This window comes from Pseudomonas sp. GW821-FHT02C04, from assembly GCF_059421845.1.
The window spans coordinates 104,331-128,624 of the sequence record NZ_JBWKVT010000002.1 but is presented as its reverse complement, the minus strand read 5'-3'; the positions used below and the strand labels follow the sequence as shown (position 1 = coordinate 128,624).

Sequence of the window (24,294 nt, the reverse complement as noted above, 5' to 3'; positions counted from 1 at the left end):
AACAGGAGCTGTGGCGGGGGAGCACGCCCCCTCGCCACGGGGAGGGGATCAGGCCGACATGACTTCGCGGATGTCGCGCGCCAGTTCGCGCACGCGTTCTTCTTCGGTATCCCACGAGCACATGAAGCGGGCGCCGCCCTTGCCGATGAAGGTGTAGAAGCGCCAGCCGCGAGCGGTCAGGGCGGCGATGGCCGGTTCCGAAAGTTGCAGGAACACGCCATTGGCCTGGACCGGGAACATCAGTTCCACGCCCGGGATGTCGCTGACCAGTTCGGCCAGCAGTTGCGCGCAGTGGTTGGCGTGGCGGGCGTATTTGAGCCAGGCGTCGTTTTCCAGGATGCCGACCCACGGAGCGGACAGGAAGCGCATTTTCGAGGCCAGTTGCCCGGCCTGTTTGCAACGGTAGTCGAAGTCTTCGGCCAGTTTGTGGTTGAAGAACAGGATTGCTTCACCCACCGCCATGCCGTTTTTCGTGCCGCCGAAGCACAGCACGTCGACGCCGGCCTTCCAGGTCAGATCCGCCGGCGAGCAGCCGAGGAACGCGCAGGCGTTGGAGAAACGCGCGCCGTCCATGTGCAGGTTCAGGCCCAGTTCCTTGCAGGTGTCGCTGATGGCGCGGACTTCTTCCGGGGTATAGACGCTGCCGACTTCGGTGGCCTGGGTCAGGGTCACCACGCGCGGTTTCGGGTAGTGGATGTCCTGGCGCTTGAGGGCGACTTCGCGGATCGAGGCCGGGGTGATCTTGCCGTTTTCAGTGCCGGCGATCAGCAGTTTCGAACCGTTGGAGAAAAACTCCGGGGCGCCGCATTCGTCGGTTTCGACGTGGGCGGTTTCCGAGCAGATCACGCTGTGGTAACTCTGGCACAGCGACGACAGGGCCAGCGAGTTGGCGGCGGTGCCGTTGAAGGCGAAGAACACTTCGCAGTCGGTCTCGAACAGCTTGCGGAAATCATCCGAAGCGCGTGCTGTCCACTCATCGTCGCCATAGGCGCGCTGGTGGCCGTGGTTGGCCTGTTCCATGGCAGCCCAGGCTTCAGGGCAGATACCGGAGTAGTTGTCGCTGGCGAATTGTTGGCTCTTGTCGGTCATGGCCGGCTTCCGTGATCGAGGCGCTTGTGGCGCTTCGTGGGGTCAATGATGGTGCGCACTTTACCGAAGATCATCCGGGGAGCACACGGGATGTCGCTGACAGAACATTACAGGGATGCGGGTCGATTATGCACCTGAGCCGACGCGACGGCGCACTCGATCTGCTCAAGTGGCTGGCGCTGCTGAGCATGCTGCTCGATCACCTGCGATATGTCGGGATCAGCGCCGATTGGCTGTATGTGCCAGGGCGGTTGGCGTTCCCGTGGTTCTGTCTGGCGATGGCGGCGAACCTGGCGCGTGACGGGGCGCGCAAGACCGAATGGCGCTATCTGGGCTGGTTGCTGCTGTTCAGTCTGCTCAGCGAGATTCCCTACCGTTTGTACATTCCCGATCCCGACACCTTGAACGTGATGCCCACGCTGGCGCTGGGCCTGCTGGTGGCGCGGGGCTGGCAGGATCGAACGCTGGTTTCACGACTGCTGGGTATCGGCGCCTTGCTGGGGGCGGCGTTGTTCGCGGAGCGACTGATGTTCGGTCTGTTCGGCATCCTGCTGCCGCTGGCGATGTTGCTGGTGTTTCGCAAGCCCTGGTATTTCAGCTTGCTGCCGGGTCTGGTGTGTCTGGCGGCGAATCAGTGGCAGTTGCTCTACGAGTCCGCCCAGTTCGGCAACCGCGTGGCGATCTTCGGCATTGCGACATGCCTGATGGCGCCACTGCTCGGAATGTTCCTGTTGCGACATGTCACTTTCCTCCGCGCGCCACCCATGCGCCGCTGGGCGTATGCGCTCTATCCCGCGCATTTCCTCGTTCTTCTGGGGTTGCGCCAGCTGCTTGTTTGAGTCCATCGCTGTCGCCATGTCGTAAACGCACCTTTGCGTGGCGTCCGTAGGCATTTGACCTCCCTGCGCCGGCCATACCATCGCATCAAAGGGCACTGCCGAAACGCCGTGCCTTACCGAGACGAATGGCGCACAGATGCCGCTGGGAGAGACGCGATGTTCAGCAAGCAAGACCAGATCCAGGGTTACGACGATGCACTGCTGGCGGCGATGAATGCCGAGGAGCAACGTCAGGAAGATCACATCGAGCTGATCGCGTCGGAGAACTACACCAGCAAGCGCGTCATGGAAGCGCAAGGCAGCGGCCTGACCAACAAATACGCCGAAGGTTATCCGGGCAAGCGCTACTACGGTGGCTGCGAGCACGTCGACAAGGTCGAAGCGCTGGCCATCGAACGCGCCAAGCAACTGTTCGGCGCCGATTACGCCAACGTCCAGCCGCACTCCGGTTCCTCGGCCAACAGCGCTGTCTATCTGGCGCTGATCCAGGCTGGCGACACCATCCTCGGCATGAGTCTGGCCCACGGCGGTCACCTGACCCACGGCGCCAAGGTCTCGTCTTCGGGCAAGCTGTACAACGCCGTGCAGTACGGCATCGACACCAAGACCGGCCTGATCGATTACGACGAAGTCGAGCGTCTGGCCGTCGAGCACAAACCGAAAATGATCGTCGCCGGTTTCTCGGCCTACTCGAAAACCCTCGACTTCCCGCGCTTCCGTCAGATCGCCGACAAGGTCGGTGCCCTGCTGTTCGTCGACATGGCCCACGTGGCTGGTCTGGTAGCTGCCGGTCTGTACCCGAACCCGCTGCCGTACGCCGACGTGGTCACCACCACCACTCACAAGACCCTGCGTGGTCCCCGTGGCGGCCTGATCCTGGCCAAGGCCAACGAAGAGATCGAGAAGAAACTTAACGCCGCAGTTTTCCCAGGCGCCCAGGGCGGCCCGCTGATGCACGTCATCGCTGGCAAGGCCGTGTGCTTCAAGGAAGCGCTGGAGCCTGGCTTCAAGGCCTATCAGCAACAAGTGATCGACAACGCCCAGGCGATGGCGAGCGTATTTATCAAACGTGGCTACGATGTAGTGTCCGGCGGCACCGACAACCACCTGTTCCTGGTCAGCCTGATCCGTCAGGGCCTCACCGGTAAAGACGCCGACGCCGCCCTCGGTCGCGCTCACATCACCGTCAACAAGAACGCCGTACCGAACGACCCGCAGTCGCCGTTCGTCACCTCCGGCCTGCGCATCGGCACCCCGGCGGTGACCACGCGCGGCTTCAAGGTGACCCAGTGCGTGACGCTGGCCGGCTGGATCTGCGACATCCTCGACAACCTCGGTGATGCCGATGTCGAGGCCAATGTCGCCCAGCAGGTTTCGGCCCTGTGCGCTGACTTCCCGGTTTATCGCTGAGCGTTCTGGAGTACATGACTATGCAACGCTATTCGGGCTTCGGCCTCTTCAAACACTCCCTCAGCCACCACGAAAACTGGCAGCGCATGTGGCGCACGCCGACCCCGAAAAAGGTCTACGACGTAGTCATCGTCGGCGGCGGCGGGCACGGTCTGGCGACTGCCTACTATCTGGCCAAAGAACACGGCATCACCAACGTGGCCGTGGTCGAAAAGGGCTGGCTGGGCGGCGGTAACACCGCGCGCAACACCACCATCGTTCGCTCCAACTACCTGTGGGACGAGTCGGCGCACCTGTACGAACACGCGATGAAACTGTGGGAAGGCCTGTCTCAGGACCTGAACTACAACGTGATGTTCTCCCAGCGCGGCGTCTACAACCTGTGCCACACCCTGCAGGACATCCGTGATTCCGAGCGTCGGGTCAGCGCCAACCGCCTCAACGGCGTCGACGGCGAACTGCTCAACGCCAAGCAAGTCGCGGACGAGATCCCGTACCTCGATTGCTCGAAAAACACTCGCTACCCGGTGATGGGCGCAACCGTCCAGCGTCGCGGCGGCGTGGCCCGTCACGACGCCGTGGCCTGGGGTTTTGCCCGTGCCGCCGACGCCTTGGGCGTGGACCTGATCCAGCAGACCGAAGTGATCGGTTTCCGCAAGGAAAACGGCGTGTGCATCGGCGTCGAAACCAACAAGGGCTTCATCGGCGCCAAGCGCGTCGGCGTGGTCACCGCCGGTAACTCCGGGCACATGGCCAAACTGGCCGGTTTCCGTCTGCCGATCGAATCCCACCCGTTGCAGGCACTGGTGTCCGAGCCGATCAAACCGATCATCGACAGCGTGATCATGTCCAACGCCGTGCACGGTTACATCAGCCAGTCCGACAAGGGCGACCTGGTGATCGGCGCCGGTATCGACGGCTACAACGGCTACGGCCAGCGCGGTTCGTACCCGGTGATCGAGCACACCATCCAGGCCATCGTCGAGATGTTCCCGGTGCTGTCGCGGGTCCGCATGAACCGTCAATGGGGCGGCATCGTCGACACCACGCCGGACGCCTGCCCGATCATTTCGAAAACCCCGGTACCGAACATGTTCTTCAACTGCGGTTGGGGCACCGGCGGCTTCAAGGCAACACCTGGCTCGGGCAACGTGTTTGCCGCGAGTCTGGCCAAGGGTGAAATGCACCCGTTGGCTGCACCTTTCTCCATCGACCGTTTCCACAACGGTGCGTTGATCGATGAACACGGCGCTGCGGCTGTCGCCCACTAACAGGAGAAATCCCATGTTGCATATCTTCTGTCCTCACTGCGGCGAACTGCGCTCCGAAGAGGAATTCCACGCATCCGGCCAGGCGCACATCCCGCGTCCGCTGGACCCAGGCGCCTGCACTGATGAAGAGTGGGGCGACTACATGTTTTTCCGCGACAACCCGCGTGGTCTGCACCACGAGTTGTGGGATCACGTCGCCGGTTGCCGCCAGTACTTCAACGTCACCCGCGACACCGTGACCTACGAGATTCTCGAAACCTACAAGATCGGCACCAAGCCGCAATTCACCGACAAGGCTGACACTGCGAAAACAGCCACGACGGCGCTGGGAGAGAAGGTATGAGCCAGACCAATCGCCTGTCCAACGGTGGACGGATCGACCGCAACAAAGTGCTGAGCTTCACCTTCAACGGCCAGGTCTACAAAGGTTTCGAAGGCGATTCGCTGGCCGCTGCACTGCTGGCCAACGGCGTCGACATCATTGGCCGCAGTTTCAAGTATTCGCGTCCACGGGGCATCTTTGCTGCCGGTGCCGAAGAGCCGAACGCGGTGCTGCAGATCGGTGCTACCGAAGCCACCCAGATTCCCAATGTGCGCGCCACGCAACAGGCGTTGTACCAGGGCCTGGTCGCCACCAGCACCAACGGCTGGCCGAGCGTCAACAACGACATGATGGGGATTCTCGGCAAGGTCGGCGGCAAGCTGATGCCACCGGGTTTCTACTACAAAACCTTCATGTACCCGCAATCGTTCTGGATGACTTACGAGAAGTACATTCGTAAGGCAGCCGGTCTTGGCCGTTCGCCGACCGAGAACGATCCGGACACCTATGACTACATGAACCAGCACTGCGACGTGCTGATCGTCGGTGCCGGCCCGGCCGGTCTGGCGGCTGCCCTGGCGGCTGCGCGCAGCGGCGCGCGGGTGATCATCGCCGATGAGCAGGAAGAGTTCGGCGGCAGCCTGCTCGACTCCCGCGAAAGCCTCGATGGCAAGCCTGCGGTGGAGTGGGTCGCCAGTGTCGTTGCCGAATTGAAGAACACCCCGGACGTGCTGCTGTTGCCGCGCGCCACGGTCAACGGTTACCACGACCACAACTTCCTGACCATTCACGAACGCCTCACCGATCACCTCGGCGACCGCGCTCCGATTGGCCAGGTGCGTCAGCGCATTCACCGCGTCCGCGCCAAGCGCGTGGTGCTGGCGACCGGTGCCCACGAGCGTCCGCTGGTCTACGGCAACAACGACGTGCCGGGCAACATGCTCGCCGGTGCTGTGTCGACTTACGTGCGTCGCTACGGTGTGGCACCGGGCAAGAAGCTGGTGCTGTCGACCAACAACGATCACGCCTACCGCGTGGCGCTGGACTGGCTCGATGCCAGCCTGCAAGTGGTCGCCATTGCCGACGCCCGCAGCAATCCGCGTGGTGCGCTGGTGGAAGAGGCGCGCGCCAAAGGCATCCGCATCCTCACCGGCAGCGCCGTGATCGAGGCCCGTGGCAGCAAGCACGTCACCGCTGCCCGCGTGGCGGCGATCGATGTCAAAGGTCACAAGGTCACCAGCCCGGGCGAATGGCTCGACTGCGACCTGATCGCCAGCTCCGGCGGTTACAGCCCGGTGGTTCACCTGGCGTCGCACCTCGGTGGCAAACCGATCTGGCGCGAAGACATCCTCGGTTTCGTACCGGGCGAAGCACCGCAGAAGCGCGTGTGCGTCGGTGGTATCAACGGCGTCTACGGTCTCGGCGATTCCCTGGCCGACGGTTTTGAAGGTGGCGTGCGCGCTGCGTCCGAAGCCGGGTTCCAGACCGTCGAAGGCGTGTTGCCGAAAGCCTTGAGCCGTCATGAGGAACCGACGCTGGCGCTGTTCCAGGTGCCGCATGAAAAGAACACCTCACGGGCACCGAAGCAATTCGTCGACCTGCAGAACGATGTGACCGCCGCCGCCATCGAACTGGCGACCCGCGAAGGTTTCGAGTCGGTCGAGCACGTCAAACGCTACACCGCGCTGGGCTTCGGCACCGATCAGGGCAAGCTCGGCAACGTCAACGGCCTGGCGATTGCCGCCCGTTCGCTGAACGTGACCATCCCGCAGATGGGCACCACGATGTTCCGTCCGAACTACACGCCGGTGACTTTCGGCGCGGTAGCGGGCCGTCACTGTGGGCACATTTTCGAACCTGTGCGTTACACCGCACTGCATCAATGGCACCTGAAAAACGGCGCCGAGTTCGAAGACGTCGGCCAGTGGAAACGTCCGTGGTACTTCCCGAAAAACGGCGAAGACATGCATGCCGCGGTCAAACGCGAATGCAAGGCTGTGCGCGACAGCGTTGGCCTGCTGGACGCTTCGACCCTGGGCAAGATCGACATCCAGGGCCCGGACGCCCGTGAGTTCCTCAACCGCGTGTACACCAACGCCTGGACCAAGCTCGACGTGGGCAAGGCCCGTTACGGCCTGATGTGCAAGGAAGACGGCATGGTCTTCGACGACGGTGTGACGGCGTGTCTGGCCGACAACCATTTCGTCATGACCACCACCACCGGCGGCGCGGCTCGCGTACTGCAGTGGCTGGAGCTGTACCACCAGACCGAATGGCCGGAAATGAAGGTGTACTTCACCTCCGTCACCGACCACTGGGCGACCATGACCCTGTCCGGTCCGAACAGCCGCAAGCTGCTCAGCGCCGTGACCGACATCGACCTGGCCAACGAAGCGTTCCCGTTCATGACCTGGAAAGAAGGTCTGGTCGGCGGTGTGCCGGCGCGGGTGTTCCGTATCTCGTTTACCGGTGAGCTGTCGTACGAAGTCAACGTCCAGGCCGACTACGCGATGGGTGTGCTGGAGAAAATCGTCGAGGCCGGCAAGCAGTACAACCTGACCCCGTACGGCACTGAAACCATGCACGTCCTGCGTGCGGAGAAGGGCTTCATCATCGTCGGCCAGGACACCGACGGCTCGATGACCCCGGACGACCTGAACATGGGCTGGTGTGTCGGTCGCACCAAACCGTTCTCGTGGATCGGCCAGCGCGGCATGAACCGTGAAGACTGCGTGCGTGACCAGCGCAAACAGCTGGTGGGCCTGAAACCGGTCGATCCGAACGTATGGCTGCCGGAAGGTGCGCAATTGGTGTTCAACACCAAGCAATCGATCCCGATGACCATGGTCGGCCATGTGACCTCCAGCTACGCGCACAACTCCCTCGGTTATTCGTTTGCCATGGGTGTGGTGAAGGGTGGTCTGAAGCGTCTGGGCGAGCGGGTGTTCGCACCGCTGGCGGATGGCAGCGTGATCGAGGCGGAAATCGTTTCTTCGGTGTTCTTCGATCCGAAAGGCGATCGCCAGAACATCTAATTGATCGCTCCCGCGCCTGGCGCGGGAGCGGCACAGAATTCAGGAAGGGTGCTTTATGACCGCAGCCAACGTTTACCAACAACGCCCGACCACCGGGGCCAAGGCCGAGTCGTCGCTGCATCACGCCGACCTCGCCAGCCTGGTCGGCAAGGGCCGCAAAAGCGCCGGCGTGACCGTGCGCGAGAAGAAACTCCTCGGCCATCTGACCATTCGTGGCGACGGCCACGATGCCGCGTTCGCGGCCGGCGTGCACAAGGCCCTGGGCATTGAGTTGCCGGGCGCCCTGAGCGTGATCGTCAAAGGCGAAACCAGCCTGCAATGGATGGGCCCGGACGAGTGGCTGCTGATCGTGCCGAGCGGCGAAGAGTTCGCCGCCGAGCAGAAACTGCGCGAAGCGCTGGGCGACCTGCACATCGCAATCGTCAACGTCAGCGGCGGCCAGCAAGTGCTCGAACTGAGCGGCCCGAACGTGCGTCAGGTGCTGATGAAGTCCACCAGCTACGACGTGCATCCGAACAATTTTCCGGTCGGCAAGGCCGTGGGCACGGTGTTCGCCAAGTCGCAGCTGATGATTCGCCACACCGCCGAAGACACCTGGGAACTGCTGATTCGTCGCAGTTTCTCGGATTACTGGTGGTTGTGGTTGCAGGATGCGTCCGCCGAATACGGCCTTAGCGTTCAGGCGTAATGATCGTTCCCACGCTGTGCGTGGGAACGAGTAGAGGAGAAAAACGACAATGAGCCGCGCCCCGGATACATGGATTCTGACCGCCGACTGCCCCAGCGTTCTCGGCACCGTGGACGCGGTGACGCGTTTTCTGTTCGAGCAGGGCTGTTATGTCACCGAGCACCACTCGTTCGACGACCGGCTCTCGGGCCGCTTCTTCATTCGCGTGGAATTCCGTCAGCCCGACGGTTTTGACGAGCAATCCTTCCGCGCCGGCCTCGCCGAGCGCGGTCAGGCGTTCGGCATGATCTTCGAGCTGACCGCGCCGAACTACCGGCCAAAAGTGGTGATCATGGTTTCCAAGGCCGATCACTGCCTCAACGACTTGCTCTACCGCCAGCGCATCGGCCAGTTGTCGATGGACGTGGCAGCGGTGGTGTCCAACCACCCGGACCTCAAGCCGCTGGCCGACTGGCACCAGATTCCCTACTACCACTTCCCTCTCGACCCCAACGACAAGCCGTCGCAGGAGCGTCAGGTGTGGCAAGTGATCGAAGAGTCCGGCGCCGAACTGGTGATCCTCGCCCGCTACATGCAGGTGCTGTCGCCGGAGCTGTGCCGCAAGCTCGATGGCAAGGCGATCAACATCCATCACTCGCTGCTGCCGGGCTTCAAGGGCGCCAAGCCGTATCACCAGGCCTACAACAAGGGCGTGAAACTGGTGGGCGCCACCGCGCACTACATCAACAACGACCTGGACGAGGGGCCGATCATCGCCCAGGGCGTCGAGGCGGTGGATCACAGTCATTACCCCGAAGACCTGATTGCCAAGGGCCGCGACATCGAAGGCCTGACCCTGGCACGGGCGGTGGGTTATCACATCGAGCGACGGGTGTTCCTGAACGCCAACCGCACCGTCGTTCTTTGAGTCACAGACAACGCAAGACCAACAAGCAATAACCCGAGCACTTAACGCGCTGCCTGCCTGGGCGGCGCGGTTCCATAAAAACAACAGCGAGGTGAAAGCATGTCTGGCAATCGTGGTGTGGTGTATCTCGGCGCTGGCAAGGTCGAAGTACAGAAAATCGACTATCCGAAAATGCAGGATCCGCGTGGCAGGAAGATCGAGCACGGTGTGATCCTGCGTGTGGTTTCAACCAACATTTGCGGCTCCGACCAGCACATGGTGCGCGGCCGGACCACGGCGCAGACCGGTCTGGTGCTGGGCCATGAAATCACCGGTGAAGTGATCGAAAAAGGCTCCGACGTCGAGAACCTGAAAATCGGCGATCTGGTCTCCGTTCCGTTCAACGTGGCTTGCGGGCGCTGCCGTTCCTGCAAGGAGCAACACACCGGCGTCTGCCTGACCGTCAACCCGGCCCGCGCCGGCGGTGCCTACGGTTATGTCGACATGGGCGACTGGACCGGCGGCCAGGCCGAGTATGTGCTGGTGCCGTACGCCGACTTCAACCTGCTAAAACTGCCGGACCGCGACAAGGCCATGGAGAAAATCCGTGACCTGACCTGCCTCTCCGACATCCTGCCGACCGGTTACCACGGCGCCGTTACCGCTGGCGTTGGCCCGGGCAGCACCGTTTACATCGCGGGCGCCGGCCCGGTCGGTCTGGCCGCTGCGGCATCCGCCCGTCTGCTGGGCGCGGCGGTGGTGATCATCGGCGACGTCAACACCATCCGCCTGGCCCACGCCAAGGCTCAGGGTTTTGAAATCGTCGACCTGTCGAAAGATACCCCGCTGCACGAACAGATCGCCGCGCTGCTGGGCGAACCGGAAGTGGATTGCGCGGTGGACTGCGTGGGCTTCGAAGCCCGTGGTCATGGCCACGACGGCGTCAAATCCGAAGCCCCGGCCACCGTACTCAACTCGCTGATGGGCGTAGTGCGGGTAGCCGGCAAGATCGGTATCCCGGGCCTGTACGTGACCGAAGATCCGGGTGCTGTGGATGCTGCTGCAAAAATGGGCAGCCTGAGCATCCGCTTCGGCCTCGGTTGGGCCAAATCCCACAGCTTCCACACAGGGCAAACCCCGGTGATGAAGTACAACCGCCAGCTGATGCAGGCGATCATGTGGGACCGCATCAACATTGCCGAAGTGGTGGGCGTGCAGGTCATCAGCCTCGACCAGGCGCCGGAAGGCTACGGCGAGTTCGATGCGGGCGTGCCGAAGAAGTTTGTGATTGATCCGCACAAGTTGTTCAGTGCGGCGTAAGCATCAAGGTATAAAGAAAGGCGACCTACGGGTCGCCTTTTTTACTGAATGTTGAATGCGCAGAGCGTGAGCTTTTCGGAGCTGCACTGGTTTTCTTTCCAGTTGCCTTTGGCGACGGGGCGAGCCTTTTTCGCCTCTTTCAACGTTAGCTGCATCGTGCGATCAGACTGGTCCTTGTAATCGCAAGTCAGGACTGGGTCATCTATTTTTGCCCCGGTGAACGATGCCGTTTTCAGATCGAACTCCTCTGCACCAGTACCCATCCATGTCGTGCCTTTGGATGCCGGTGCCGTGAATACGTAAGTCCCGCTTTCGGTGCTGACTTGGTCAATTTGCGCTGCCTTTGGGCAAATCAAGGTTTGCGCATGGACAGAAGACATGATGAAAAAAGAAAGTGCACCCAGCAATAGTTGTGATCGCATCTTTTAAACCCTCTGGAGTAAAAAGACCTCTGGACCTTGAGCCGGACTTGATTGACTTCATAATCCCGCCAATGCCCCTTGATACAATACCGGCCCCGTCGGCTGCCCGGTCGGCGATCCACCCTTCGGCTCTAGACTCACCGCCAGCGCAATCGGCTTACCGATCAGCGCCTTCTGCGCGTCGTTCAATTCAACCCTGCCTTTGCCGCCCGCCGGGATCACGCCCAATGAAATCGGCTTGCCATCGGCCGGAATCGCCCACAGTTCCAGGCTGCGCTGCGGATCGACAGCCGCCAATGTCAGCGGCTCGACTTGCAGGTAATCGTCATGGGCCTCGACCTTCAGCGCCGGTTTCGCGTCGGCACTCAGCAGGGTGGCGCGGTAGCGGGCATCGTCGTGGGTGTAGAGCGAGCCGAGGAATACCAGCACCACGATTGAAGCCAGTGCCGCCGTCACCCGCAGCCAGTTCCAGAACGGACGCTTCTCGGGGACGTGCAGCACCTGCGGTTCGATCCGCGCGGTAACGCCGTGCCAAACTCGGTCCGGCACTGGAACCTCCGGCAATGTTTCTGTAAGGCTGGCGAGGCTTTCCTGCCAGTGCGCCAGTTCAGCACGCAAGGCCGCATCTTCCAGCAGCAACTGCTCGAAACGTCGACGGGCCGGCGCAGCCATCAAGCCGATGGCGTAATCGGCGGCGAGGGCGCGGCGCAGGGCAGGGGTCTGGTAGTTCATGATTCAAGGCACCGGCGCAGGCGTTCCATGCCACGGCGAATCCATGATTTGACCGAGCCCAGCGGCGCCGCCAGATGTTCGGCCAGCTCCGAGCAAGACAAACCCTGAAAGTACGCCACGGTAATCGACTGGCGCTGCATGCCTTCGAGGGTTTCCAGGCAGCGGTTCAGGGCTGTGGCTTCACGGGCGCTGTTCAACTGGTCGTGTGCGGAGGGGCTTTCGTCCGTCAGAGCGTCCTGTTCAAAATCGGTCAAAGGCCGGTCGCGGTGTTTGCGTAACTGGTCGATGGCCTGGTTGCGGGTGATGTTGATCATCCAGGTCATTGGCGCTGACAGGTGCGATTCGTAGCGCGAGGCGTTGTTCCAGATCCTTACGAAGCTTTCCTGCAACACTTCCTCGGCAAGATCCGGGCGCCCCATGAAACGCAGCGCCACACCGTGCAGGCGCGGGCCCACGCTGCGGTACAGCGTTTCGAAGGCACGGCGGTCGCCCAGTGAACACTGGGCCAGCAATTGCCGCAGCTGATCGGTGTCGGCGAAGGTAATGACAAGTCTCCAGACAGGGCGGGCGCTGGTTTCGGGTAGTTCACAGGCTAGTTCAGCTACTGCGCTCGTGCCATTCATCATGGGGTATCCGGGGTTTCACGTTTCATATACGCGGCCGGGTTCAGAATGGATGCGCTACGCTCGGAACATGCTGGCGAATCGCCGGTCAAACCGACAGTTTTGCCACCCGTGACGGGCGGTTTTTCATGACGAAAGAGGATGTCTGGATGAAGATTTCACGCGGTTTCGCACTGGCTTCGCTGATGACTGTTGTGGCGAGCCCGGTTTTCGCAGGTTTCAGCCTGGATGACGTGACGAAGGCAGCCTCAAGCATGCAGGGCGGTAACGCGGCCACCGCCGCCGCGCCGACCTCGGAAACGGCCGGTTTGCTGCAAGCGGTCACTGGTCTGGGGGTTACGCCGCAACAAGCCGTCGGTGGCACCAGTGCAATGTTCGGCCTGGCGAAGAACAAGCTCAGCGGCAGCGATTATTCGGAACTGGCCAAAAGCGTTCCAGGGCTCGACAAACTGTCGGGTGGTGCCGGTCAGTTGGGCGCGCTGAGCAGCGTGCTCGGTTCTTCCGGCAAGTCGGCGGGGCTGGAAAATGCGCTGGGCAATGTGAAGAGCACCAATGACCTGAACAGCGCATTCGGCGCACTGGGCATGAACGACAGCATGGTCGGCCAGTTTGCTCCGGTGATCCTCAAGTACCTGGGTGACCAGGGCGTTGGCGGTTCGCTGCTGAAAACCCTCGGCGGTGTCTGGGGCGTCGGCGGTTGACCGACCCCCGCTGATCAGCCGCGCTCGCCGCGCAGTTGGGCGATGCGCTGGTCTTTCTCGGTCCAGAGCTGGTTGACCCAGTTCTGGATCTTCTCGCGAAACACCGGATCGTTTTCGTAGTCGCCCTGCCACAGCGCCGGGTCGAGTTCACGAGTACGGATATCGATGATCACCCGCGGCACGTTACCGCTGATCAGGTCCCAGAAACCCGGAATCTTCGGCTGTGGATAAACCACGGTCACATCGAGAATCGCGTCCAGCTGTTCACCCATCGCCGCCAGCACAAACGCCACACCGCCCGCCTTGGGCTTGAGCAGGTGGCTAAACGGTGACTGTTGCTGAGTGCTTTTGGCCGCGGTATAGCGCGTGCCTTCCAGATAATTGACCACCGTCACCGGCTGACGCTTGAACAGCTCGCACGCCGCTTTGGTGATTTCCAGATCTTTGCCGGCCAGTTCCGGGTGCTTCGCCAGAAACGCCTTGGTGTAGCGTTTCATGAACGGGTAATCCAGCGCCCACCAGGCAAGGCCCAGAAACGGTACCCAGATCAATTCTTTTTTGAGGAAGAACTTGAAGAACGGCGTGCGTCGGTTGAGGGTCTGGATCAGCGCCGGGATGTCGACCCAGGACTGATGGTTGCTGATCACCAGATACGACGTGTCGCCACGCAGATCATCGCCACCCCGGATGTCCCATTGCGTCGGGATGCACAGGCGGAAGATCAGCTTGTCGATTTCCGCCCAGGTCTCGGCGATCCACATCACCGCCCACGAGGCGTAATCGCGAAAGCGTCCCGGCAGGATCAGCTTGAGCAGGGCGAACACCATCAGCGGGCCGAACAGCACCAGGGTGTTGAGCAATAACAGCAGGGTGACGAAACAGCCGGTGAGCAGGCGGCGCATAAGCAACTCTATGAAAGCGGATGGGCGCGCCATGATAAGTGGCTTCGGGCGACAGGCCAAATCGCGGGTTACGAATGTTTTACCTTTGGCGCGTTAGCCTTGCGGGAACGATCAAGTGAACAGCGGTCTAAAATCTCGCGTCTGACGCCCCATTTCTCAAGGAAGCCCCTTACGTGAAATCCCTCCTTGCTTTGCTTTCCCTTGTTGCCCTGCCGGTGCTGGCCGCCGAGCCGACCCTGTACGGGCGTTACGAATACATCGCGCTGCCGGAAATCGGCGGGCAAGTGCTCAAGGCGAAAATGGACACCGGCGCGCTGACCGCGTCGCTGTCGGCCAAGGACATCGAGACCTTCACCCGCGACGGCGAAGACTGGGTGCGTTTCCGCCTCGCCACCAAGGACGCCAGCAACAAGGTGTTCGAACACAAGATCGCGCGGATCAGCAAGATCAAGAGCCGTTCCGACGAGGACGACGAGGATCGCGACACCACGGAAGCCGCCAAGCGCCCGGTGGTCGATCTGGAACTGTGCCTGGGCAACGTCAAGCGTACCGTTGAGGTCAACCTGACCGACCGCAGCCATTTCAACTATCCACTGCTGATCGGTGCCAAGGCGCTGCGTGAGTTCGGCGCAGCGGTAAACCCGGCGCGTCGATTCACCGCCGACAAGCCAGACTGCTAAGTGGTCTCATTGACGTAACGTCAGGCTTGGGGCACCGTTCGCGCACTTAATCCACAGGCTCGGACGCCATGCCTCATATCCTGATTGTCGAAGACGAAGCGGCGATTGCCGACACGCTGATTTTTGCCTTGCAGGGCGAGGGCTTCACCACGACCTGGCTGAGCCTCGGCGCGGCGGCGCTAGAGCATCAGCGCCAGACGCCGGCCGACCTGATCATCCTCGACATCGGACTGCCGGACATCAGTGGTTTCGAAACCTGCAAGCAACTGCGCCGGTTCAGCGAAGTGCCGGTGCTGTTTCTCAGCGCCCGGGATGCCGAAATCGACCGCGTGGTGGGCCTGGAAATCGGTGCCGACGACTACGTGGTCAAACCGTTCAGCCCTCGGGAAGTGGCGGCGCGGGTCCGGGCAATTCTCAAGCGCATGTCACCGCGTCCGCCGGCCGAAGCCTGGTCGGGGGTGTTTCGCATCGATCCCGAGCGCGTGCAGATCAGCTATCGCGGCCAGGCGTTGAGCCTGACCCGTCATGAGTTCCGTCTGCTGCAATGCCTGCTCGAACAACCCGAGCGGGTGTTCAGCCGCGAGCAACTGCTGGATGCGCTGGGGGTGGCAGCGGATGCCGGCTACGAGCGCAGCATCGACAGCCACATCAAGAGCGTGCGCGCCAAGTTGCGTCTGATACGCGCCGAGGCCGAGCCGATCCAGACCCATCGCGGCCTCGGCTACAGCTACAGCCCGGGGCACAGCTGATGTCGCTGGGGCTGCGGATTTTCCTGGTGTACGTGCTGTTTATCGGCCTCACCGGTTATTTCGTGCTCAACACCGTGATGGAGGAAATCCGCCCTGGCGTGCGTCAGTCCACCGAGGAGACCCTGGTCGACACGGCCAACCTGATGGCGGAAATCCTCAAGGACGATTTCAAGGCCGGCACTCTCAGCCAGAATCGCTGGCCGGAACTGCTCCGCGCCTATGGCGAGCGCCAGCCGAAAGCGACGATCTGGGGCCTGCCGAAAAACCAGGTCAACCACCGCATCTACGTCACCGATGCCAAGGGCATCGTGGTGCTGGATTCCAGTGGACTTGCGGTCGGCCAGGATTACTCGCGCTGGAACGACGTCTACCTGACCCTGCGCGGCGAATACGGCGCGCGCTCCAGCCGCAGCGACCCCAATGATCCAAACTCTTCGGTCATGCACGTCGGTGCGCCGATCCGCGACGATGGCCAGATCATCGGCGTGGTCACCGTGGCCAAACCCAACAGCTCGTTGCAACCCTATGTCGACCGCACCGAGCGTCGCTTGCTGGGTTATGGCGCCGGGCTGATCGTCCTGGGTCTGCTGCTCGGTGCGCTGTTGTCGTGGTGGCTGAGCCGGGCACTGCACCGTTTGACCCGTTATGCCGAGGCCGTGAGCGAAGGGCGTCGGGTGGAAGTGCCGCATTACCGTGGCGGCGAGCTGGAACAACTGGCGAGCGCAGTGGAACAGATGCGCACCCAGCTTGAAGGCAAGGCCTATGTTGAGCGCTACGTCCACACCTTGACCCATGAATTGAAGAGCCCGCTGGCGGCGATTCGTGGCGCTGCCGAGTTGTTGCAAAGCGAAATGCCGCTGGCGCAACGGCAGCGTTTCGTCGGCAACATCGACAGCGAAAGTGCGCGCATGCAGCAACTGATTGAGCGACTGCTCGATCTGGCCCAGGTGGAGCAGCGTCAGGCGCTGGAAGAGCGCGTCGCCGTGCCGCTCGCTGCGCTGGTCGATGAAGTGTTGCAGTCACAGGCGGCGAGGATCGAGGGCAAGCAGTTGCGAATCGAGTGCGCCATCCCGGCGGACCTGTCACTGATCGGCGAGCCGTTCCTGCTGCGCCAGGCCTTGGGCAATCTGCTGGAGAACGCGCTGGATTTCACGCCGCCACGGGGGTTGCTGCGATTTGACGCCGAGCGGGTTGGCGAGCAGATCGAGTTTCGGCTGTTCAACGAAGCCGCGCCGATTCCCGATTACGCGCTGGCGCGTCTGACCGAGCGATTCTATTCATTGCCGCGTCCGGACAGTGGCCGCAAAAGTACGGGGCTTGGGCTGAACTTCGTCGAAGAGGTGGTCAAGTTGCACGGTGGCTCTCTGCGCATCGACAACCTTGACGGTGGCGTGCAGGTGCAATTGCACCTGCCGTGAACACTCGGGCGAGCCGTCTTGCGCTCAGGACGGCGTCATCACCTCATTGATCCGGGCCTTGCTTCGGCGGTGCACCCATTGCAGTGCCGGTCGTTCGATCCACAGCCAGGACGCGATGGCCAACACGATCACGATCAGCGCCGACACGATCATGGAAGGCACGAACGCCAGCGACGTCTTGTTGATCACCAACTGCTGTACGGGAAACGCATACAGATAGATGCCGTAGGAGAGGTCGAACCGGCCACGAATGGTGTTATCGATATACAGCAGGCCCAGGCTCAACGTGGCCAGGCAAATGCACAGCGTGACGACCACCCCGGTCAGCGGGGTTCCCGCCACCAACGGAATCAGGCCGAGACAGGCCACCAGCGTCATTGCCATTCGATGTCTGGCGCCGAGGTATTGTTTGTAGAAGGCCAGGAGCGACCCGGCAAAAAAGGCGATACCTGCACAGCCATACACCGCCAGTTTCTGCGTCAGTGCCGAGGCGGGGCCATTGCCCAGCACATAGGTCGCAATACAGAACGCCACCAGCATTGCACCGGCCGTCGCAGCCCGGCGGTACAGACTCAGCGCGGCCGCCACCAGCAGATAAAAGGTGAATTCGATCTTCAGTGTCCACAGGCTGCCATTGAACGACTCGCTGAAGATAAAGCCGTTGGTGATTTCATCGATTGCCGCGCGGCCGAACAGCGAGATGCGCAGGAAGTCGATCAGCGCCGCAGGACCGGTGACATAGCCGTCTGCAAATATCCCGCCCGCCACAAACGTCATGATGAACGCGCAGGCGATCAGCGCCGGGAAAATCCTCGCGACACGTTTGGCCAAATAGTCGGTGACGCTGCTGGCATTGAGGAAGCTATGGGTGATCAGCAGGCCGGAGATCGAGAAGAAGGCGATGACGGCGATGCCGCCCAATGAGTTGTAGCCGGCGATGCCTGGCTCTTCCTGGCCCCAAAGTGCGAAGTGGTGACTGATCAGCACCATCAGCGCGGCACAATGCCTGATCAAGTCGAATGAGTTGTTTCGCAATTGAATAATCCTTGTTCGAACCTTGCCCTTATGGCGCGAAGTGGTCCTGCACTTGATGACGGAAAAGGCGTTTTACAGGTATTTCCACACAAAGCCCACACAACCTCCATCACAAACCCACACAGCGTTTACAGACTCGCTCCATTCCAACAAGGGAGCGTTCCGATGAACCGAAATCTGACATTCAAGCTCGGGGCCATTGCCCTGTTGATCCTGTTACTGCTGGTGCCGCTGCTGATGATCGACGGCGTCATCGATGATCGCCAGCAACTGCGCGACGGTGTGCTCGAAGACATCGCCAGAAGCTCAAGCTACAGCCAGCAGATCAGCGGGCCGGTGATGGTGGTGCCGTACCGTAAAGTGGTGCGTACCTGGAAAACCAGGGAAAAGACCGATGAGCGTTATCAGGAAATAGGTGAGGAACGTGGGCGCTTGTACTTCCTGCCGGAGCGCTTCGAACTCGACGGCCAGGTGCAGACCGAACTGCGTGCCCGGGGCATCTATGAAGCGCGGCTGTTCCACGCCGACAACCGCATCAACGGGCATTTTTCGCTGCCGGCGCAGTTGGGGGTCAAGGAAGATTTTGCTGATTACAAATTCGATGCGCCGTTTCTGGCGATCGGCATCAGTGATATTCGCGGGATCGAAAATGCCCTGAAACTGGAACTCGGTTCGCAACGCCTGGACTTCGTGCCCGGCACGCAAGTGGGCTGGCTCGGCGAGGGCGTTCGGGCGACGTTGCCGGCACTCGATACAACTCAGGTCACGGAACTGGCCTTCGGTTTCGACCTGCGTTTGCAAGGCACCGGCTCGTTGCAGGTGCTGCCGGTGGGCAAGACCAGCCGCGTGAATCTTTCTGCCAACTGGCCGCATCCGAGCTTCATTGGCAACTTCCTGCCGGCCAAGCGTGAAGTCACCGATCAGGGTTTCACCGCCGATTGGCAAACCTCGTTTTTCTCCACCAACCTGCAAGAGACCATGAACCGTTGCGTCTCGGGCAACGATTGCGAGGCGTTCAACGGGCGCAGTTTCGGGGTGAGCTTCATCGATCCGGTGGACCAGTACCTGAAGAGCGATCGGGCGATCAAATATGCGCTGCTGTTCATTGTCCTGACGTTCGCCGGTTTCTTCCTGTTCGAGATATTGAAAAGCCTGGCCGTGCACCCGGTGCAATATGCGCTGGTGGGCGTGGCACTGGCGTTCTTCTATCTGCTGTTGTTGTCGTTGTCGGAACACATCGGGTTTGCCCTGGCGTATCTGCTGTCGGCCAGTGGTTGTGTGTTGCTGATTGGCTTCTATGTCTGCCACGTGCTGCACAGCGTGCGTCATGGCCTGAGTTTTTCGGCGGGATTGGCGGCGTTGTATGGCCTGCTCTACGGCTTGCTCAGCGCCGAGGATTACGCGCTGCTGATGGGCTCGCTGTTGCTGTTCGGCCTGCTGGGCGTGTTCATGGTGCTGACCCGTAACCTGGACTGGTACGGCGTCGGGCAGAAATCGGCCAAGCCCCTGGAGTTTGATCTCGGAGCGGTGCAATGAGCCGGTTTGTGGGGTTGCGTGAGGATCAGCGGGAGGCAGAGGTATTGGTGACGCTGATCTTTGCGTCGTTGCCTCCCGCCCGGTGCGTCAAACCTTCGGCATCGTCGCAATCATCGACGGGCGCTGGCTCACTTCAAAGAACCAGTTGGCCAGTTGCGGGTTGGCTTCACGCCAGCCCAGATCCGGGAAGCGCAGATCAAGATAGCCCAGCGCGCAGGCCACGCTGATCGAAGCGACGTCGAAATGGCAGGTCAGTTCGGCGATGGCTTCGCGCTCCAGCAGCGCCAGGGTCCGGCGGATTTTGTCGCGCTGGGCCTCGAGCCACTCGTCCCAGTGCTTCTCCGGGGCGCGCAGCACTTGCTCGTAACGCACCATCACCGAGGCGTCCATGATCCCGTCGGCCATCGAGGCGAGTGTCAGGCGGCGCCAGCGGGCCGAGCCGTCGCGAGGGATCAGCGGATTGCCGACGTGCTGGTGGTCGAGGTAATCGAGGATCACCCGGCTGTCATGGATGACATTGCCATCGGCCAGGCGCAGGGCCGGGATCTTGCCCAGCGGATTGTCTTCGTTCAGCGCAGCGTTGGGACTGACCGGTGTCAGGACGCAGTCCTGCAAGGCAACGCGATCCTGCTGGCCGGTCTCGTGCAGCAGCACCATGACTTTGCGCACGAACGGGGACAGGGTGTTGTGGAACAGGGTCATGCTGGGAGCGGACATCGGCAGGGTCTCGATCAAGGGCAATGAACGGGCAGCATAGCGTGTTGCCCGTCAGGCTCAAGCCATTCAGTGCCGTTGCAGCAGACCGCGCAAGGCGAGTGCAGCTGGCACGCCGAGGCCGATCCAGCTCAAGCCATCCCAGATCCCGTCACCCAGCAGGGCGGCGAACAACCCCGCCGCACTGAGCAACGCGATCACCAGCGGTGTGCTGAAGACTTTCCAGAAATTCGACTGACGCGGTTTCATGCCGAAGCCTCCGCTGTTTCCAGCACCGGTTTCGCGGCCTTGCGCCGCACCACCCACAAGTACACGCCGCTGCCGAGGACGATGATGGTCAGCACATCGAGAGTGGCCCAGAGGATTTTCATCGGCATGCCGCCGTAGTCGCCAAAGTGCAGCGGCTGCGACATTCCCATGGCGTCCATGTACCACGGCCGCTCGGCGACTGCCGTGACTTGCAGGTTGCTGGCGTCGATCAGCACCGGTGTCAGCAGATGCGAGGTCAGGTGGGTGCCGCCCTTCATGAACACCGAGTAATGGTGCTCGCTGGAAAACCGCGTGCCGGGGAAGGCGATGAAGTCCGGTTTCATGCCCGGTGCAACTTCGCCGGCGATATCCAGCAGGCGAGTGGCCGGGGCGAGGTGAGTCAGCGGCGGCGCATCGCGGTAGGGCGCGATCATGGCGTTGAGCGAATCGTTGCGCCAGGCCGCGATGATCAGATCGGCACAGGCACTGATCACTCCGGTGACACCCACCACCAGCGCCCAGGTCAGGGTCACCACGCCGATCAGGTTGTGCAGATCGAGCCAACGCAGACGGGTGGATTTGTCCCGGCGCACGGTGCCGAAGTCCAGGCGACGCATGAACGGCAGGTACAACACCGTCCCGGACACGATCGCCACCACGAACAGCACACCCATGAACGCCAGCAGCAACTTGCCCGGCAGACCGGCAAACATGTCGACGTGCAGGCGCAGGATGAACAGCATCAGGCCGCCATTGGCCGCCGGTGTTTCCAGCGCTTCCCCGGTGCGCGCGTCGAGCATGAAGGTGTGCGAGGAATTCGGCTCGGTGCCGGCGGTCTTCGCCATGATCGTCAGTACGGTGTTCGGTTCGTCGTCTTCGAAACCGAAGTACTGCACGACTTCGCCGGGACGATGGGCTTCGGCGGCTTGCACCAGTTGCGCCAGATTCAGGTGCGGCGTATCGGCCGGCATCTCGCGCACCTGGGGTGCGTCACCGAGCAGATGCTCGATCTCGTGATGAAAGATCAGCGGCAGGCCGGTCAGGGCCAGCAGCAGCAAAAACACGGTGCAGATCAGGCTGGTCCAGGTGTGAACGAACGACCAGCGGCGGATTGTTTTACTTTTCATTTCATGACCTTCAAAAACACCAAAGCCGTCCACGAGGGACGGCCTGGTTGCAGGGCCTGTTTCAGCTCAAGCGCTTACCACTTGTAGGTGGCACTGGCGACGACGCTGCGTTGGTCGCCGTAGTAGCAGTAGAAGCTGTCGCAGGTGGAAATGTAGTCCTTGTTCAGCAGGTTGGTGGCGTTGAGTGCCAGCGACGCGCCTTTGAGGCTGTTGTCCAGGCGACCGAGGTCGTAATGCACGGCGGCATCGAACACGGTGTAGGCATCAGCCTTGCCCAGCCAGGTGTTGGCCTTGTCGCCGTAGGTGTTGCCGGTGTAGCGCACGCCGCCGCCGATACCGAAGCCGTCGAGCACGCCGCTGTGCCAGGTGTAATCGGTCCACAGCGAGGCTTGCTGGTTCGGCATCAGTTGCAGGCGATTGCCCTTGTCGGCGCCGTTCTGCACTTCGGACTTGGCCAGGGTGTAGGCGGCGATGACTTTCAGGTTGTCGGTGACATCGGAGGTGGCTTCCAGCTCCAGGCCTTTGACTTTCACTTCGCCGGTCTGGCTGGTGATCGATACGCCGTTGACGAAGGAGCTTACCGAGACGTTTTTCTGGGTCAGGTCATACACCGCGGCGGACAGCAGGGTCTTGCTGCCGGGCGGCTGGTACTTGATGCCCAGTTCCCACTGCTTGCCTTCGGTCGGCTTGAGCGATTCCGTGGAAGAGGCGTCGGCGCCACTGGTGGGCTGGAAGGATTCGGCGTAGGAAATGTACGGCACGAAACCCGAGTCGAACACGTAGCTCAGTGCCGCGTTGCCACTGAAGGCCTTGTCGCGGTCGGTGTTGGTCGCGTCGGCCTTGTTGATGAACTTCGTACCGGTGTGCACCCAGTCTTCACGACCACCGAGGGTCAGGCGCCATTGGTCGAGGGCCATCTGATCCTGCACGTACAGACCGGTCTGGTAGGTCTTCTGCTCATAGTCGTAGAAGGCGGTGGAGCGCGCCGGACGCACGATCGGCTGACCGTAGATCGGGTTGAGCACATTGGTGGTCAGGCCGTCACCGAAGATCGAGGTGTAGTTGTTGTTGCTGCGCTGGTGGTCCAGACCCAGCAGCAGGGTGTGGCGGATGTCGCCGGTGGCAAAGTCAGCCTGGAAGTTGTTGTCCACGGCGAACTGGCTGATGTCCTCTTCGACACTGGTGCTGGTGCGACCGACGTTGCCAGCGTTGTCCACCTGGGTGTACGGGTACGAGCCCGGGGTCAGGCTCTGGAACGACAGCTCCGATTTGGTGTAACGCAGGTTCTGCTTGAACTGCCACACATCGTTCAGGCGATGTTCGAAGGCATAACCGAGCGCGTAGTAGGTGCGGTCGTAGTATTCCCAGTCCGGATCGCCGAGGTTCTTGTGGTGGGAAACCTTGCCGAACGGCATGTCGATCTTGGTGCCCTGCACCGGCAGGAACTGGCTGGTGATGCCGGTATCGTCGCGGGTGAACTGGGTCAGCAGGGTGAACTTGGTGTCGTCGTCGATGTTCCAGGTCAGGCTCGGCGCGATGTTGTAGCGCTTGTTGTCGACGTGATCGACCTGCGTGCCGCTGTCACGTACCACGCCGCTGAGGCCGTAGAGGAACTGCCCGGCGTCGTCGATCTTGCCGGTGCTGGCGAAGTTGATCTGACGGTGGTTGTCGCTGCCGTACTGCAACTGGATTTCGCTGCTCTGCACATCGCTTGGACGACGGCTGACCATGTCCAGCAGGCCGCCCGGCGGGGTCTGGCCGTAAACCGACGAGGCCGGGCCGCGCAACAGGGCGAGGCGGTCGAGGTTCCAGGTTTCCTGTTTCGGGTTGGCGTACACGCCTTTTGGCAGCGGCAGGCCATCGAGGAATTGAGTCGGTTCGAAGCCACGCACACGCAGCCAGTCGGAGCGGGTGTCGCTGCCGTAGCTGCTGGCGGTGATGCCCGGCATGTAGCGCACGGCGTCATCGAGGCTGTGCACGCTGCGGTCGTCCATCTGCTGGCGGGTGGCGACGGAGATCGAACGGGGTGCTTCGACCAGCGCGGTGTCGGTCTTGGTGCCGGCGGCGGTGCGAGTGGCGGTGTAGCCTTCGACCGGGCCCCAGGCGCTTTCAGAGTTTTCCACTCCGATCACCGAAGTTTCCGGCAGGGCCATCACGCCTTCCGGCACGGCGACCAGGGTGTACGTGCCGGTGCTGCTCTGTTCCAGTTGCAGGCCGGTGCCGCGCAGGGCGGCGCTCAGTGCGCCTGCCGCGTCATATTGGCCGTTGACCGGCGCCGAGGTCTTGCCGGCTGCCAGCGACGGATTCAGCGACAGCGTGAGGCCGCCCTGGCTGGCGATCTGGTTCAGGGTGGTGGAGAGCGGCGCGGCCGGCAGGTTGTAGGCGCGAACGCTCGACGCCTGTTCCGCGGCGATCAGTTGGCTGCTGGCCAGCGGGTTGCAGAGGGCAATGGCGACCGCCAGCAAACTGGGGCGCAACAAGGTGTCTAGCGAACGGGACATACGGCGGCTCCTGAATGGAAATATTTCTCAATTGCTTGGGTGCCG

Annotated in this window: 23 protein-coding genes; 13 read left to right on the top strand and 10 right to left on the bottom strand. The window is 61.8% G+C overall.

The window, feature by feature from the left end; translation table 11 throughout:
- Positions 1 to 48: 48 nt before the first annotated feature.
- Entirely contained in the window at positions 49 to 1,089 is a 1,041-nt protein-coding gene (locus AC07VV_RS08660) for a threonine aldolase family protein (RefSeq protein WP_011336276.1), read from the bottom strand.
- 128 nt (positions 1,090 to 1,217) lie between these two features.
- Between AC07VV_RS08660 and AC07VV_RS08655 the strand changes: the two genes are divergently transcribed.
- The 8 genes from AC07VV_RS08655 (at position 1,218) to fdhA (ending at position 10,860) form a co-directional block, all read left to right on the top strand.
- Positions 1,218 to 1,928 carry a TraX family protein gene (locus tag AC07VV_RS08655; RefSeq protein WP_495036007.1) on the top strand — a complete coding sequence of 237 codons (711 nt, stop codon included), beginning with the start codon at positions 1,218 to 1,220 and terminating at the stop codon, positions 1,926 to 1,928.
- A gap of 156 nt (positions 1,929 to 2,084) precedes the next feature.
- Positions 2,085 to 3,338 carry a serine hydroxymethyltransferase gene (gene glyA, locus AC07VV_RS08650; RefSeq protein WP_096817789.1) on the top strand — a complete coding sequence of 418 codons (1,254 nt, stop codon included), beginning with the start codon at positions 2,085 to 2,087 and terminating at the stop codon, positions 3,336 to 3,338.
- A 20-nt stretch (positions 3,339 to 3,358) separates the two neighbouring features.
- Positions 3,359 to 4,609: a sarcosine oxidase subunit beta gene (locus AC07VV_RS08645; RefSeq protein WP_003206307.1), complete on the top strand. Its 1,251-nt coding sequence runs from the start codon at positions 3,359 to 3,361 to the stop codon at positions 4,607 to 4,609.
- A 13-nt stretch (positions 4,610 to 4,622) separates the two neighbouring features.
- On the top strand, positions 4,623 to 4,952 hold the full coding sequence (locus tag AC07VV_RS08640) for a sarcosine oxidase subunit delta (RefSeq protein WP_016986286.1): 330 nt from the start codon (positions 4,623 to 4,625) through the stop codon (positions 4,950 to 4,952).
- The gene (locus AC07VV_RS08635) at positions 4,949 to 7,966 is read left to right on the top strand and encodes a sarcosine oxidase subunit alpha (protein WP_495036006.1); all 3,018 of its coding nucleotides are present in this window, start codon (positions 4,949 to 4,951) and stop codon (positions 7,964 to 7,966) included. Before AC07VV_RS08640 ends, AC07VV_RS08635 begins: the two co-directional genes overlap by 4 nt.
- A 55-nt stretch (positions 7,967 to 8,021) precedes the next feature.
- Entirely contained in the window at positions 8,022 to 8,654 is a 633-nt protein-coding gene (locus AC07VV_RS08630) for a sarcosine oxidase subunit gamma (protein ID WP_096817792.1), read from the top strand.
- Positions 8,655 to 8,703: 49 nt separating this feature from the next.
- A complete protein-coding gene (gene purU, locus AC07VV_RS08625) occupies positions 8,704 to 9,561 on the top strand; it encodes a formyltetrahydrofolate deformylase (protein WP_008086918.1) in 858 nt (285 codons plus the stop codon).
- A gap of 99 nt (positions 9,562 to 9,660) precedes the next feature.
- Positions 9,661 to 10,860 (top strand): formaldehyde dehydrogenase, glutathione-independent, encoded by a 1,200-nt coding sequence (gene fdhA, locus AC07VV_RS08620; protein ID WP_096817794.1) that lies wholly within the window; start codon positions 9,661 to 9,663, stop codon positions 10,858 to 10,860.
- A 41-nt stretch (positions 10,861 to 10,901) separates the two neighbouring features.
- On the opposite strand, the gene AC07VV_RS08615 is transcribed toward fdhA, so the two are convergent.
- Genes AC07VV_RS08615 through AC07VV_RS08605 form a run of 3 tightly spaced genes read right to left on the bottom strand, consistent with a single transcriptional unit; the run spans position 10,902 to position 12,637 of the window.
- Positions 10,902 to 11,282 carry a DUF3757 domain-containing protein gene (locus tag AC07VV_RS08615; RefSeq protein ID WP_096817795.1) on the bottom strand — a complete coding sequence of 127 codons (381 nt, stop codon included), beginning with the start codon at positions 11,280 to 11,282 and terminating at the stop codon, positions 10,902 to 10,904.
- Positions 11,283 to 11,339: 57 nt separating this feature from the next.
- The gene (locus AC07VV_RS08610; protein WP_495036005.1) at positions 11,340 to 12,014 is read right to left on the bottom strand and encodes an anti-sigma factor; all 675 of its coding nucleotides are present in this window, start codon (positions 12,012 to 12,014) and stop codon (positions 11,340 to 11,342) included.
- Positions 12,011 to 12,637, bottom strand: a complete 627-nt coding sequence (locus AC07VV_RS08605) for a sigma-70 family RNA polymerase sigma factor (protein ID WP_495036322.1) — start codon at positions 12,635 to 12,637, stop codon at positions 12,011 to 12,013. Before AC07VV_RS08605 ends, AC07VV_RS08610 begins: the two co-directional genes overlap by 4 nt.
- 149 nt (positions 12,638 to 12,786) lie before the next feature.
- On the opposite strand from AC07VV_RS08605, the gene AC07VV_RS08600 reads away from it, so the two are divergent.
- Positions 12,787 to 13,338, top strand: coding sequence for a DUF2780 domain-containing protein (locus tag AC07VV_RS08600; RefSeq protein ID WP_192559162.1), 552 nt, complete (start codon positions 12,787 to 12,789; stop codon positions 13,336 to 13,338).
- Between the two features lie 14 nt (positions 13,339 to 13,352).
- Here the strand turns inward: AC07VV_RS08600 and yihG are convergent, their stop codons facing one another.
- On the bottom strand, positions 13,353 to 14,240 hold the full coding sequence (yihG, locus tag AC07VV_RS08595; protein ID WP_495036004.1) for a 1-acylglycerol-3-phosphate O-acyltransferase, YihG family: 888 nt from the start codon (positions 14,238 to 14,240) through the stop codon (positions 13,353 to 13,355).
- 173 nt (positions 14,241 to 14,413) lie between these two features.
- On the opposite strand from yihG, the gene rloA2 reads away from it, so the two are divergent.
- The 3 genes from rloA2 (at position 14,414) to creC (ending at position 17,087) form a co-directional block, all read left to right on the top strand.
- Entirely contained in the window at positions 14,414 to 14,920 is a 507-nt protein-coding gene (rloA2, locus tag AC07VV_RS08590) for a retropepsin-like aspartic peptidase RloA2 (RefSeq protein WP_102619757.1), read from the top strand.
- A gap of 68 nt (positions 14,921 to 14,988) precedes the next feature.
- A complete protein-coding gene (gene creB / locus AC07VV_RS08585) occupies positions 14,989 to 15,669 on the top strand; it encodes a two-component system response regulator CreB (RefSeq protein ID WP_495036003.1) in 681 nt (226 codons plus the stop codon).
- Positions 15,669 to 17,087, top strand: coding sequence for a two-component system sensor histidine kinase CreC (gene creC / locus AC07VV_RS08580; protein WP_495036002.1), 1,419 nt, complete (start codon positions 15,669 to 15,671; stop codon positions 17,085 to 17,087). Before creB ends, creC begins: the two co-directional genes overlap by 1 nt.
- A 24-nt stretch (positions 17,088 to 17,111) precedes the next feature.
- Here creC and AC07VV_RS08575 read toward each other — a convergent pair whose 3' ends face one another.
- Complete coding sequence (locus tag AC07VV_RS08575; RefSeq protein ID WP_495036001.1) at positions 17,112 to 18,122, bottom strand: acyltransferase family protein; 1,011 nt, start codon at positions 18,120 to 18,122, stop codon at positions 17,112 to 17,114.
- 165 nt (positions 18,123 to 18,287) lie between these two features.
- On the opposite strand from AC07VV_RS08575, the gene creD reads away from it, so the two are divergent.
- A complete protein-coding gene (gene creD, locus AC07VV_RS08570) occupies positions 18,288 to 19,658 on the top strand; it encodes a cell envelope integrity protein CreD (protein WP_495036000.1) in 1,371 nt (456 codons plus the stop codon).
- 87 nt (positions 19,659 to 19,745) lie between these two features.
- Here the strand turns inward: creD and AC07VV_RS08565 are convergent, their stop codons facing one another.
- From AC07VV_RS08565 to AC07VV_RS08550, 4 genes are all read right to left on the bottom strand, one after another.
- Positions 19,746 to 20,375, bottom strand: a complete 630-nt coding sequence (locus AC07VV_RS08565) for a glutathione S-transferase (RefSeq protein ID WP_495035999.1) — start codon at positions 20,373 to 20,375, stop codon at positions 19,746 to 19,748.
- A 66-nt stretch (positions 20,376 to 20,441) separates the two neighbouring features.
- Positions 20,442 to 20,621: a hypothetical protein gene (locus AC07VV_RS08560; protein ID WP_096817815.1), complete on the bottom strand. Its 180-nt coding sequence runs from the start codon at positions 20,619 to 20,621 to the stop codon at positions 20,442 to 20,444.
- Positions 20,618 to 21,748 (bottom strand): PepSY-associated TM helix domain-containing protein, encoded by a 1,131-nt coding sequence (locus tag AC07VV_RS08555; RefSeq protein ID WP_495035998.1) that lies wholly within the window; start codon positions 21,746 to 21,748, stop codon positions 20,618 to 20,620. Before AC07VV_RS08555 ends, AC07VV_RS08560 begins: the two co-directional genes overlap by 4 nt.
- A gap of 74 nt (positions 21,749 to 21,822) precedes the next feature.
- Positions 21,823 to 24,249 (bottom strand): TonB-dependent siderophore receptor, encoded by a 2,427-nt coding sequence (locus AC07VV_RS08550; protein WP_495035997.1) that lies wholly within the window; start codon positions 24,247 to 24,249, stop codon positions 21,823 to 21,825.
- Positions 24,250 to 24,294 lie beyond the last annotated feature (45 nt).

What these genes read in the sequence shown, in the direction of transcription:
- AC07VV_RS08660 (WP_011336276.1), bottom strand. Translation starts at nt 1,089, where the DNA reads ATGACCGACAAGAGCCAACAATTCGCCAGCGACAACTACTCCGGTATC.
- AC07VV_RS08655 (WP_495036007.1), top strand. Translation starts at nt 1,218, where the DNA reads ATGCACCTGAGCCGACGCGACGGCGCACTCGATCTGCTCAAGTGGCTG.
- glyA (WP_096817789.1), top strand. Translation starts at nt 2,085, where the DNA reads ATGTTCAGCAAGCAAGACCAGATCCAGGGTTACGACGATGCACTGCTG.
- AC07VV_RS08645 (WP_003206307.1), top strand. Translation starts at nt 3,359, where the DNA reads ATGCAACGCTATTCGGGCTTCGGCCTCTTCAAACACTCCCTCAGCCAC.
- AC07VV_RS08640 (WP_016986286.1), top strand. Translation starts at nt 4,623, where the DNA reads ATGTTGCATATCTTCTGTCCTCACTGCGGCGAACTGCGCTCCGAAGAG.
- AC07VV_RS08635 (WP_495036006.1), top strand. Translation starts at nt 4,949, where the DNA reads ATGAGCCAGACCAATCGCCTGTCCAACGGTGGACGGATCGACCGCAAC.
- AC07VV_RS08630 (WP_096817792.1), top strand. Translation starts at nt 8,022, where the DNA reads ATGACCGCAGCCAACGTTTACCAACAACGCCCGACCACCGGGGCCAAG.
- purU (WP_008086918.1), top strand. Translation starts at nt 8,704, where the DNA reads ATGAGCCGCGCCCCGGATACATGGATTCTGACCGCCGACTGCCCCAGC.
- fdhA (WP_096817794.1), top strand. Translation starts at nt 9,661, where the DNA reads ATGTCTGGCAATCGTGGTGTGGTGTATCTCGGCGCTGGCAAGGTCGAA.
- AC07VV_RS08615 (WP_096817795.1), bottom strand. Translation starts at nt 11,282, where the DNA reads ATGCGATCACAACTATTGCTGGGTGCACTTTCTTTTTTCATCATGTCT.
- AC07VV_RS08610 (WP_495036005.1), bottom strand. Translation starts at nt 12,014, where the DNA reads ATGAACTACCAGACCCCTGCCCTGCGCCGCGCCCTCGCCGCCGATTAC.
- AC07VV_RS08605 (WP_495036322.1), bottom strand. Translation starts at nt 12,637, where the DNA reads ATGAATGGCACGAGCGCAGTAGCTGAACTAGCCTGTGAACTACCCGAA.
- AC07VV_RS08600 (WP_192559162.1), top strand. Translation starts at nt 12,787, where the DNA reads ATGAAGATTTCACGCGGTTTCGCACTGGCTTCGCTGATGACTGTTGTG.
- yihG (WP_495036004.1), bottom strand. Translation starts at nt 14,240, where the DNA reads ATGCGCCGCCTGCTCACCGGCTGTTTCGTCACCCTGCTGTTATTGCTC.
- creB (WP_495036003.1), top strand. Translation starts at nt 14,989, where the DNA reads ATGCCTCATATCCTGATTGTCGAAGACGAAGCGGCGATTGCCGACACG.
- creC (WP_495036002.1), top strand. Translation starts at nt 15,669, where the DNA reads ATGTCGCTGGGGCTGCGGATTTTCCTGGTGTACGTGCTGTTTATCGGC.
- creD (WP_495036000.1), top strand. Translation starts at nt 18,288, where the DNA reads ATGAACCGAAATCTGACATTCAAGCTCGGGGCCATTGCCCTGTTGATC.
- AC07VV_RS08565 (WP_495035999.1), bottom strand. Translation starts at nt 20,375, where the DNA reads ATGTCCGCTCCCAGCATGACCCTGTTCCACAACACCCTGTCCCCGTTC.
- AC07VV_RS08560 (WP_096817815.1), bottom strand. Translation starts at nt 20,621, where the DNA reads ATGAAACCGCGTCAGTCGAATTTCTGGAAAGTCTTCAGCACACCGCTG.
- AC07VV_RS08555 (WP_495035998.1), bottom strand. Translation starts at nt 21,748, where the DNA reads ATGAAAAGTAAAACAATCCGCCGCTGGTCGTTCGTTCACACCTGGACC.
- AC07VV_RS08550 (WP_495035997.1), bottom strand. Translation starts at nt 24,249, where the DNA reads ATGTCCCGTTCGCTAGACACCTTGTTGCGCCCCAGTTTGCTGGCGGTC.